Annotated in this window: 8 protein-coding genes; 3 read left to right on the top strand and 5 right to left on the bottom strand. The window is 71.9% G+C overall.

Features of this window, described 5'->3' with window-relative positions:
- Positions 1-18 precede the first annotated feature (18 nt).
- The 3 genes from I5071_RS36835 to I5071_RS36825 are packed head-to-tail and all read left to right on the top strand — an operon-like array spanning position 19 to position 2,710.
- Positions 19-894 carry an SPFH domain-containing protein gene (locus tag I5071_RS36835; protein WP_236518042.1) on the top strand — a complete coding sequence of 292 codons (876 nt, stop codon included), beginning with the start codon at positions 19-21 and terminating at the stop codon, positions 892-894.
- 53 nt (positions 895-947) lie between these two features.
- A complete protein-coding gene (locus I5071_RS36830) occupies positions 948-2,195 on the top strand; it encodes a hypothetical protein (protein ID WP_236518041.1) in 1,248 nt (415 codons plus the stop codon).
- Positions 2,192-2,710 (top strand): NADPH-dependent FMN reductase, encoded by a 519-nt coding sequence (locus tag I5071_RS36825; RefSeq protein WP_236518040.1) that lies wholly within the window; start codon positions 2,192-2,194, stop codon positions 2,708-2,710. The genes I5071_RS36830 and I5071_RS36825 overlap by 4 nt, the downstream gene beginning before the upstream one ends.
- Here I5071_RS36825 and I5071_RS36820 read toward each other — a convergent pair.
- The 5 genes from I5071_RS36820 to I5071_RS36800 all read right to left on the bottom strand — a co-directional run bounded on the left by I5071_RS36820 (position 2,699) and on the right by I5071_RS36800 (position 11,228).
- The gene (locus I5071_RS36820; RefSeq protein ID WP_236518039.1) at positions 2,699-3,640 is read right to left on the bottom strand and encodes an NADP-dependent oxidoreductase; all 942 of its coding nucleotides are present in this window, start codon (positions 3,638-3,640) and stop codon (positions 2,699-2,701) included. The genes I5071_RS36825 and I5071_RS36820 overlap by 12 nt on opposite strands.
- A gap of 35 nt (positions 3,641-3,675) precedes the next feature.
- On the bottom strand, positions 3,676-4,656 hold the full coding sequence (locus I5071_RS36815) for a fatty acid desaturase family protein (RefSeq protein ID WP_236518038.1): 981 nt from the start codon (positions 4,654-4,656) through the stop codon (positions 3,676-3,678).
- Positions 4,657-4,760: 104 nt separating this feature from the next.
- Positions 4,761-6,800: an exodeoxyribonuclease V subunit alpha gene (recD, locus tag I5071_RS36810; RefSeq protein ID WP_236518037.1), complete on the bottom strand. Its 2,040-nt coding sequence runs from the start codon at positions 6,798-6,800 to the stop codon at positions 4,761-4,763.
- Entirely contained in the window at positions 6,797-10,390 is a 3,594-nt protein-coding gene (locus tag I5071_RS36805) for a UvrD-helicase domain-containing protein (protein ID WP_236518036.1), read from the bottom strand. Before I5071_RS36805 ends, recD begins: the two co-directional genes overlap by 4 nt.
- 40 nt (positions 10,391-10,430) lie before the next feature.
- Positions 10,431-11,228: a hypothetical protein gene (locus tag I5071_RS36800; RefSeq protein ID WP_236518035.1), complete on the bottom strand. Its 798-nt coding sequence runs from the start codon at positions 11,226-11,228 to the stop codon at positions 10,431-10,433.
- Between the last annotated feature and the right edge of the window lie 62 nt (positions 11,229-11,290).

Here is an 11,290-nt window from a genome sequence, read left to right as displayed (position 1 = left end):
CGCGCAGGAGGTCGATCGATGATCCGTGGAGCGTGGCTCGCGCTCGTTCTCGTGGTGCTCGCAGGGTGCAACTCGACGGTCCCGCCGGGGCACGTCGGCGTCGCGGCGAACTGGGGGCGCGTGGAGCCGTGGACCTATCCCGAGGGCTTCCACTTCATCAGCCCGTTCACCGACGTCTCGGCGCTGAGCATCCAGAACCAGACCTATCAGATGGGCGAGTCGGGCGAGGCGACGACGCCGCACGACTCCGACGTGGACGCGCTGACGCGCGATCAGCTCAGCGTGTCGCTCGGCGTGAGCGTGCAGTTCCATCTCAACGCCGGCGCGGCGGTGCCGGTGTACCGACTGCTCGGTGAGCAGTACGCGACGAGCGTGATCCATCCGATCGTGCGCACCGCGGTGCGCGATGCCGCGGCGGGCTTCACCGCGATCGAGCTCGTCGACGATCGCACGACGTTCCAGACGCGCATGGAGGCGCTGGTGCACGGCGGCATCCGCTCGCTGCTGCGCAGCCGCGGCATCCGCGAGGACGCGATCCTGATCGACAACGTGCTGCTGCTGAACATCGACCTGCCCGACACGCTCGACGAGGCGATCGCGGACGTGCAGCGCCAGAGGCAGGCGACCGCGCAGCGCCAGCAGGCGCTGATGACCGCGGAGGCCGAGGCGGCGCGGCTGCGTACCGAGGCCGAAGGACAAGCCGCGGCGCAGCTGATCCGCGCGCGCGCCGAGGCCGAGGCGAACCGCACGATCGCCCAGTCGCTCACGCCGCCGGTGCTGCGCCTCCGCGAGATCGAGGCGACGCGCGCGCTGCTCGAGAACCCGGGCTCGCGCGTGATGGTGGTGCCCGCGGGACAGCCGATCTCGCTGCTCACCGGGGTACCGAACGAATGACCTCTCGGACCGTGGGGCTCGCGCGCGGCGCGGGTCGTGGCACCCTTTCTAGGATGACTTCCCTTCGCACCAGGTTCGCGGCGAGCGTCCTCGTGGTGGCGCTCGCGCTGCTCGGCGGATGCAGCGAGAGCGCGGCGAGCGCGCCCGAAGGGCCCTTCGCGCCCGGGATCTCGGGCGAGCCGCTCGTGGGTCGCATCGAGGTGATCGCGATCGGCGAGGACTCGCGCACGCCGATCGACGGTGCGGTGATCGACGTGCGCGCGGACGGGACGTCGATCGCGGAGTCGACGACGCCGGGCTACGCGACGTTCGAGGACGCGCGGCTCGAGGGTCCGGTGACGATCACGGTGCGCACCGAGGGCACGTACGCGGGCACCACGACGTGGGCCGGCGTGGCCGCGGATCGTGTGGTGATCCCGGTCGCGCGCGCCGGCGCGGAGCGCTCGATCGAGGGACGCGTGCTCGGCGCCGACACGCTGGGCGCGGCGAGCGTGCTCGCGGGTCCGCTCGTCGCGCCGCACATCACGCGACCGAGCGCGATCGACGACGCGACGCCCGGCGCGTGCGTCGACGAGGGCAGCGGCGCGTGCCGCTTCCGCGCGAGCGCGCCGCTCGAGGTCGATCACGTCGCGGCGATCCTCCGCGACGCGTCGGGCGCCGCGATCGGCTTCGGGATCGGTGAGGTCGGCGAGGACGGGAGCGTCGAGGTCTCGGTGCTCGATCCCGCCTCGCGCGTCGCCGCGATCCCGCTCGCGATGGAAGGTCCGCTTCCCACGCCGCCGATCGGTCTCGACGCGGTGGTCGGCGTGCCGGGGATCGCGACGTCGCACGGCATCTCGCTGCTCCCGCAGACCGCGGGCGAAGGCGGCGTGCTCGCGGTGCCCGAGCTCTCGGGCGCGCTCGCCGACGCGACGTGGTGGGTCATGGCGCAGGCCTACGACAGCGCGAACGACACCGGCGCGCGGAGCGTCGTGCTGCTGCGCCACCTGTCGAACCCCGACGCGGTGGGACGGCTGCCCGCGTTCCTCGAGCTGCCCGAGGTGACCGTCGCGCGCGACACCGGCGTGACGGTCGGCGCGGTCGACGGCGCGGCGATGATCGTGATCGAGTGCGAGGACGCATCGGGCGACCGCGCGATCACGACGGTGCTCGGCGGCGCGAGCGGGCCCGTCGCGAGCGAGTGCGTCGGCGCGGTGCGGGTGCGCGCAGTCGACGCGACGGGCGCGACCGGGAGCGCGCTCGATCTCGACGGCGTCGAGCGGGTCGCGATGCGGTTCTCCGAGGTCGTGGTCACGCGATGAAGCGCGTGATCGCGATCTCCGGCAGCGTACGCGCGGTCTCGTCGACGACGGCGCTCCTCCGCGCGGTGGCGCACGTCGCGCGTGATCACGACGTGCGCGTCACGTTCTACGAGGGAATCCGCGAATTGCCGTGGTTCGATCCCGACGTCGAAGGCGACGACGCGGCGGATTCGGTGAAGCAGATGCGCGCGACGCTGCGCGAGTGCGACGCGGTGCTCTTCTCCACGCCGGAGTACGCGCACGGCGTGCCCGGCGTGCTCAAGAACGCGCTCGACTGGCTGGTCGGCAGCGGCGAGCTCTATGGCAAGCCGGTCGCCGTGCTCAACGCGTCGAACCGCGCGAAGCTCGCGCACGAGTCGCTGATCGAGTCGCTCACGGTGATGGGCGCGACGATCGTGGTCGACGCCGCGATGACGGTGCCGCTCGCGGGCAAGGCGCTCGACGAGGGCGCGCTCGCGAGCGATCCCGACGTCGCGCCGGTGCTCGATCGCGTCGTGCTCGCGCTACGCGGGTGAAGCCGGCGCAGTGGTGAGCACGATCTTCCCGGGGTGATGCGGCTTGCCCGCGAGCATCTCGTGGGCGGTCCGCGCGTCGGCGAGCGGGAGCACCTCGCCGACCCTCACCTCGAGCTCGCCGCGATCGATCATCCCGGCGAGCTCCGAGAGCGTCTCGCGGTTCACCTTCACGATGAAGTACACGCCGCGCACGCCGCGCGCGGCCGCGCGCGCGGGGTCGGGCTGGGTCACCGCGGAGACCACGATGCCGCCGGGCGCGACCATCTCGAGCGAGCGCGCCAGCGTCTCGCCGCCGACGGTGTCGATCACCACCGCCACGTCGCGCGCTGCGTCCTCGAAGCGCGTCGTCCTCGGATCGATCACCTCGCGCGCGCCGAGCCGCTTCACCCACTCGTGATCCCGCGCCGATGCCGTCGCGATCACGTGGGCGCCGGCGCGCGCCGCGAGCTGCACGGTGAAGCTGCCGACGCTGCCCGCACCGCCGTGCACCAGCACGCGCTGTCCGCGCTCGATGTGCGCGTGGTCGAAGAGCATCTGCCACGCGGTCACCGCGACCACCGGCACCGCCACGGCCTCGACGTGGCCGAGCCGCGCCGGCTTGGGCGCGAGCATCGAGGCGCGCGCGATCGCGTGCTCCGCGTAACCACCGGTGAACTGGCCGTTGGTCACGCCGTAGACCTCGTCGCCCGGCGCGAGCCCCTCCACGCCCGGCCCCACCCGCTCGACCACGCCCGAGATGTCCGAGCCCGGCGTGAGCGGCAGCTCCTGCCCGAGCACGCTCTGGCCGGTGCGTACCAATACGTCCCACGGGCCGACGCCGGCCGCGGCGACGCGCACCAGGACCTCGCCCTCGCCGGGCGTCGGGATCGGCACGTCCTCGAGCGCCATCGCGTCGATGCCGCCGAATCGATGGATGCGGATGGCTCGCATACCGCCGCACGGAGCAGGCGGTATGCCCTCGCGCGTCAGGCGACCGCGCCGTACTCGGGCTCGCCGTCTCCGGCGAGCTCGGTCGAGCCGTCGTCCTGCTTCACTGCGGCCTTCACCCACGGCTCGTCGGGCACCACGGGACCGAGCACCACCGGCGCGCCGTCGTAGCGCACGCGCTTGCCCGGCCAGACGTACATGCGCCACGCGTAGAGCAGGATCGACGGCTGATCGAGGCGGGGATCGATGTGCGGCGCGTACTCCTTCGCGTGCGCCTCGGGCGCGAGCGACCAGTGCAGCGCGGGGTGCTCGTGGTGGATCCCGTGATAGCCGTTGTTGAACGTGAACCAGTTCTCGATCTTGCTCGTGAAGTTGCGGCTGTGGTTGTAGGGGTGCCCCACGTCGCAGCCGTCGTGCTGCACGAAGTTCACGCCCATGATCCCCCACGCGGCGTACTGGTGCGGGAGCACCACGAACACCAGGAAGCGCCAGGGGAAGCCATCCATCCAGATCGAGAGCGCGAGCGTGCCCACGAGGAACGCGACGTACACGCCGGCCTCGAGGAGGAACTGGCGGTACCAGGGCGAGCGCTTCGCCTTCATGAGCGCGACGTACTCGGCGTTGTCCTTGAAGATCGCGCCGCCGATCACGAACATGAAGAAGAGCTGATTCAGCAGGTTCCAGCGGAAGCGCAGCTTCTCGGTGCGCATCCGGTCCTTCGGGGTCTGAAGGTACTTGTGGTGGCTGAGGTTGTGCCCGGGCACGAACATCGAGACCGGGTGCCCGTACGTCAGCGAGAGCGCCACCTGGAACAGGCGGTTCAGCGAGCGCTTCTTGAACACCGGCGTGTGCACGGTGTTGTGCGTCGCGACCGCGCAGAAGAACGAGAGCAGGCAGAGCGCCACGACGAGCGGCACCGCGGCCCACCACGGGAGATCGACGGCGAAGGGGAGCGCGACGAGCGCGAAGTACGTCGCGACGAACCCGATGGTGCGCCTGTCGGCCTTGTAACGAAGCATCCGAGCAGTCCCTCTCTCGTTCGGCCGCCGCGGAGTCTGAGGCGGCTGCTCGCATCTGTCCACGATCCGCGGGGCGGCCGAGAGGGTCGTCACTGCGTAGGAATTCACGCACTGCGCGAACGAAGCTTCGCACCGAGACCGGTCGTTCGGGCAGTCGGGCGCGCGATCGCGCGTGCGAGGAGATCGGCCGATCCGACGAGCAGCACCGAGCGACGGGCGCGTGTGATCGCGGTGTAGACGATCTCGCGCGTGAGCAGGCGCGGCACGTCTTCGTCGGGCACGATGAGCGCGACCGCGTCGTGCTCCGAGCCCTGCGCCTTGTGCACCGTGGTCGCATAGGCGCGCTCGAGCAGCGGGCGCACCGTCTCGAGCGGGAACGCGACGAAACGCTCACCGCGTCGCACCACGAGCGAAGGTCGCGCGCTCGCGCCGGCGCGCTCCGCGACCCACAGCACGAGACCCTGATCGCCGTTGAAGAGGCCGCGATCGTAGTCGTTGCGCACGACCATCACCGGCTCGCCGACGAGCAGCAGCGGACCGACGGGCAGGCGTCGCTCGCGGGCGAGGCGCGCGCCCATCCACGCGTTGATCGCGTCGGCACCAGTGGCGCGGCCGCGGGTGACGCAGAGCAGCCGCGATGCGTCGAGGCGATCGAAGAGCGACTCGAGCGGCGCGTGATCGTGGGGCGCGTCGATCACGAAGGTGCGATCGACCGAGCCCACCACACGCTCGCGGTACCACCACGAGAGCAGCGCCTCGCGCGCCCCGGCATCGCGCGGCGAGAGGATCGAGACTCCGTCGCCGGCATCGCTCGGCGCGCGCACCCGGCGGATCACGCCCTTCGCGAGCGGGCCTTCTTCGGCGCGCGGCGCGGTGCCCGCGTTCACCGCCTGCGCGATGCCGAGGATGTGCGAGCCCGCGGGATCGCGGGGGTCCATGCGGTGGCTCTGGGTGAGCCGAGTGATCGTGATCGTGCTCGCGCCGCCGCTGCCCACGAGATCGCTGAGCACGGCGCCGGGCTCGACCGAGGGAAGCTGATCCGCGTCGCCCAACAGCACGAGGCGCGCCTCGGGGCGCAGCGCGGCGACGAGGCGCTCCATCAGCGCGAGATCGATCATCGACGCTTCGTCGACGATCACGACGCGCTCGGCGAGCGGGCTGTCCTCGTCGTGGCGGAACTTCTCCTCGGTGGGCGACCAGCCGAGCAGTCGATGGATCGTGCGCGCCTCGGAGAGCGCGTCGCGCAGCGCGAGGTCGATCGGATCGCGACACGCTGCGAGCGCGTCGCGGATCGACGACGCGAGGCGATCCGCGGCCTTGCCGGTGGGCGCGGCGAGCGCGACGTGGCGCGCCGCGACGTCGGGCGCCTCGAGCCGCGCGAGCGCGCGCAGCATCGAGACGACGATCGACGTCTTGCCGGTGCCGGGGCCACCGGAGATCACCGCGACCGGCTCGGAGAGCGCGGCGTGCACCGCGGCGGTCTGCTCGCTCGTGAGCACGATCGGACCGCGCTTGCCGACCACCGGGCTCGCGAGCACGGCCCGCAGCGCGGTCGCGATCGCATCGGGGTGCGCGCTCGGGGGCGAACGATCGAGCAGGCGCGACGCGAGGCGCATCTCGGTCGCGCTCAGACGCTGCGGCACCAGCGCGCCCGACTCGACGATCACCGGTCGATACGCGCCGGGCTCACCGACCAGCGGCTCGTACGGCGAGCGCGCGCCGGCCGGCGCTGCGAACAGCATCGAGAGCTGACCGCGCGTGTCGGTCGACTTGCCGCCGAGCCCGACCAGGATCGTGTCGGCGCACGACTCGGCGCGCTTGAGATCGGCGCGCGAGAGACCGAGCGCGGCGGCCCGTGCCCGCAGCACCGCACGATCGCTCGGCGAGATCGGCAGGCGCGTCGAGCCCTGGGCGATCGCCTCGAAGAGCAGGACGAGCAGCACCACGAGCGCGCGCTGATCTTCGGCCGCGAGCTGGGGCACCGCGCGCACCAGCTCCCACGCGACGTGCACACGTTCTTCGCCGAGATCGGCGTTGCGCGCGAGCGCGGCGAGATCTTCGGGGAACGCGGGGAGATCCCCGGCGGGCGCGGCGCCGATCGCGTGGCGCGCCGCGCCGAGCGGGGTGAGCGGCGGACGCGTCACGAGCGTGCCTCCACGCGCGGTCGAGGCGGAAGCGGATGACCCCACGGCGCGTCCTCGTCGCGCAGCGCGCGATCCCACTCCGCGAGCGTGTCGAAGCTCGGTCGCGCGAAGGTCACGCCCTCGGTGGGGCCGCGCTTGCCCGCCTTCATGCCGCGCACGAAGCAGTAGACGATGCCGCCGAAGCGCGCGTCGTGCTCGCTCGCGCTCGCGATGCGCAGCATCCGCGCGACGCCCAGCGCGTAGAGGCGCGCCTGGATCTCGTAGTGCGCGGCGACGTGCGCCTCGAGCGACGCCGCGTCGTAGGTGGGCAGTCGATCGGTCTTCCAGTCGAGCACGTAGATGCGGCCCGCGTGCTCGAAGATCAGATCGATCACACCGCGCACGAAGCCGCGCTCGATCGTGAGCGGCGCGCGATCGGGGGTCTGCCAGTCGCCGAAGAGCGGGTGCGCGCGCTCGGGGATCGGATGGAGGAACGACATCTCGGCGACCGTCTTGGTGAGCGACGCGAGGCCCTCGGGGAGCGCGAGCGTGCCGGCGCGGATCGGGGTCTTGAGCGCGCGCAGCACGAGATCGGCGCTCGGCGGGATCACCCGGGGATCGATGCCGTTGCGCTCGGCCGATGCCTCGAAGAGCGCGCGCGTCGCGTCGTGGGCGAGCAGCGCGTCGCGATCCGCGCTCGCGAGCACGTGCTGGACGTCGGCGTGCTCGAGGATCTCGTGCACGAACACGCCGAACGCCGCGCCCGCGGGCAGCGGATCGTCGGCCTCGATCGGCACCACCGCGGCGGTCGCATCGCTCGCGAGCTCTTCGATCCACGCGGTCTGATCGTCGTGGGTGCGATCGAGACCGAGGCGCGCGCGGCCCGCCTTCATGCGGGTGTACGACGTGACCTCGATGCCGCGGGCCGCACCGCGCAGCGTCGTGAACCGCTCGGGCGGATCGAGCGCGGGGATCGTGAGCGTCGAGATCGACGTGGTCGCGTCGATCGCGGGCAGCGGCGCGGGGATCGCGATGCGGCGGCGCGCGCCGGTGACCTTCACCATCGAGCGCGCGAAGAGCGCGGGATCGAGCTCATCACGATCGACCAGCTGCACCAGGCGATCGGCGAGCACGCGATACGCGCCGGCGAGCCGCGCGAACGTCGAGCCGGTGCCGGCGGGCAGCGCGTCGCGCGCGGGCGCGGGCCCGATGTACGGCAGGTAGAGCCGCGAGCGCGCGCGGGTGAGCGCGACGTAGAGCAGGCGTTCGTGCTCGTGACGTTCTTCTTCGTGCACCCGCGCGCCGAGATCTCCGCCGGGATCGCCGATCCACGCGATGCGCTGGCCGTTCTCGTGGAAGACGTGGGGCTCGTGGGCGCCCGCGGGCCGCTGGGTCATGCCGCCGAAGAGGAAGACGACCTCGGCCTCGAGGCCCTTGCTCTTGTGCATCGTGAGGAGCTGCACCGCGGCGCGCTCGCTCTCGAGGCGCTGCACGTCCTCGTCGTCGCCCGCGACCTTGCGCCGGGTGTCGACCAGCTCGCCGAGCTCGGTGGTGATCTCGCGCAGCGCGAGCCGTCCTTGGCTCGCACGCGCGAGGAGGATCTCGAGCACGTGCTGGTAGTTCACCAGCTCGCGCTCGCCCTCGCGCAGGAAGAGCAGGCGTCGCGCGAGACCGCTCTCGTCGAGCATCGCTTGGAACAGCGCGGCGAAGCGGTGATCGCGCGCGAGCTGGGTCCAGCGCGCGATGCGTAGCGCGAATGGGTGATCGCCCGGCAATGCGCGGCACGCATCGAGCTCGTCCTGGGTCACCGCGAAGAAGGGCGTCATCCACGCGCGGAGGCGCAGCGCGCGCGAGCCGGGATCTTCGAGCGCGCGCAGCACGTCGAGCACGTCGCGCGCCTCGCGGGTGTCGAAGAGCCCTTCTTGCGAGGAGAGCGCGTGGGGGATCCCTTTGCGGCGCAGCGCCTCCGCGACCTCCTGCGCTTCCTTGCCGGTGCGGGTGAGCACGAAGACGTCGCTCGGCTGCAGCGCGCGGAGCGCGCCGTCGTCGCGGGTGCGATCGGTGACCTGCATGCCGCCGTCGATCAGGCGCGCGATCTCGTCGGCGATCGCGTTCGCGAGCGCGAAGCGCATCGGCTTGGCGCGCAGCTCGTCGTCGGCGTGCAGGTGCAGCAGCACGATCGGCGCGGGCGTCGTCGCGTCCTCGGCGACCAGCGCGGGACGACCGCAGCGCACCGGATGATCGTAGCGATTCGGTCCGGTGAAGAAGCCCTCGCGCAGCACGAGGTTCACCCCGTCGATCATCGACTGCGTCGAGCGATAACAGTCGACGAGCGGCACCCGAACGCCGCCCGCCGCGACCACCTCGTCGCACGCCCCGAGGTACGTGTGCACGTCGGCGCTGCGGAACGCGTAGATCGACTGCTTGGGATCGCCGATCAGCACCAGCGCGCCACCATCTTCGCGATCGAAGAAGACGCGGCGGAAGATCGCCCACTGCACCGGGTCGGTGTCCTGGAACTCGTCGACCAGCGCGTAGCGATAGCGCGCGCGCAGCGCAGCCATGACGTCGTCGCCGCGCGGTCCGTGCAGCGCCTCGTGCACCAGGCGCAGCATGTCGTCGAAGTCGAAGCGCCCGTTCTTGCGCTTGTCCTCGTCGAGCCGCTTCACGATCGACGGCAGCACGCGCCCGATCAGCACCGGCAGCGCGCTCGACGCGTGGGCCGCGAGCGTGCGCACGTGGGCGCCGATCACGGGATGCGCGCCGAGATGGATCGCGAGGTAGTCGACGTTGCGCTCGGCCGCCCGGTTCGGCGCCTCGTTCGCCCACGCGAGCAGCGACGGAAGCCACGCGTCGACCGGCTCGGCGGCGCGCGCCTTGGTCACGAAGGGCGCGAGCGTCGCGAACGTCTCGCGCGCCCGCGCGCGCACCGCGTGATGACCGACCGAGTGCAGCAGCGTGCGACCGAGCGCGCCCTCGAGCTCCGCCGCATCGGGCATCGCCGCGATCGCCGCGACCAGCGACTCCGCGTCGAAGCGAGGACGCACCTCGCCGCGCTCCAGCGACCAGCGCCACAGCACGTCCTCGAGCTTGGCCGCGCCCATCGCCGCGATCGCCTGCTCGAGCAGCGGGCGCTCGGGCGCGCTCGCGGCGAGGCCCCGGCGCAGCGCGTCGCGGAAGCTCTTCGCGAACGCCTCGCGCGGATCCAATCGTTGCTGCTCCAACAATCGTCCGCTCGCGAACGCCTGCTCCGCGAGCACGCGCTGGCAGAACGCGTGGATGGTCGAGATCGGTGCGCGATCGAAGTCGAGGAGCGCGGCGCGAAGTCGCTCGTTCTCGATCGGCGAGAGCGCGTTCACCAGCGACGCGATCCGGGCCCGGATGCGGGCCCGCATCTCGAGCGTCGCCTTCTCGGTGAACGTCACGACGAGGATGCGCTCGATCGGCGTTCCCTCGCGCAGCAGATCGATGACGAGGTGCTCGAGCGTGTGGGTCTTCCCGGTGCCCGCCGAGGCCTCGATCACGGCGTGAGGACGCGACCCGTCGGCGCGCCGCAGCGCATCGAGCAGCGCAGGACGATCGGAGAGCAGTTCGAGGTTCGGCTCGCCCACGAGGGGGCGAACGTATCACCCGGCGCGCGATCGATCTCGCTCACGGATCGCAGCTGCGATGCATCGCCTCTACACAGGCCCGCCCGACATCACCGTGCGAGCTCGCCAGCACGCACTGATCGAGCGCAGCGCCCTCGCTCGAACACGATCGCGGATCGACCGGCTCGCACTCGTACAGCGCGAGGGCGCGCGACTCCGCGCACTCGGGCAGCGCGCTCTTGCAGCACGCGAGAGGAGCCCATGCGGACGCGCACGCGTCGCGCACGATGCACTCCAACAGCGTGTGATTGCGACACGCGACACACTGCGGGTCGGCGTCGAAGCAGGCCTTGCATGTGTCGTCGCTCCCGCACCCGCGCAAGCACGCCATCGTGTCGGGTCGGCATCGCGCGCCGGTGTACACGCCGAAGCCTTCGCCACAGAAGCTGGCGTCCGGAGCGGCATCGACCGACCCGTCGAACGATGCATCTGCCGGCGCGTCGAACGACGCGTCACGCGATCCATCCATCGATCCGTCGAACGACGCGTCGCGCGATCCATCCATCGATCCGTCGAGCGACGCGTCTCGCGGGCCGTCGAGCGACGCGTCTCGCGGGCCGTCGAGCGACGCGTCTCGCAGGCCGTCGAGCGACGCGTCTCGCGGGCCGTCGAGCGACGCGTCTCGCGGGCCGTCGAGCGACGCATCGATGCCGGCGTCGCGCGGAGCATCGCCGGCGTCCATCGAGCCCGGCGAACCGTCGCCGTGCGCCGGGCGCTCGTGCGCGCGGTAGCAAGCAGCCAAGAGCATGCTCGCGGCAACGAGGGTCGCGACGAGGGCTGGTCGGATCATGCCGCACATGCGCTGGAAGCATGCGCGAACGGGGGTCGACCCACCGGTGACCGTCTTGCGACACCGCGCAT

The sequence above is a fragment of the Sandaracinus amylolyticus genome, assembly GCF_021631985.1.
Taxonomy (GTDB): domain Bacteria; phylum Myxococcota_A; class Polyangia; order Polyangiales; family Sandaracinaceae; genus Sandaracinus; species Sandaracinus amylolyticus_A.
The sequence above is the reverse complement of the archived record's forward strand: the minus strand, read 5'-3'. Positions and strand labels throughout refer to the sequence as shown.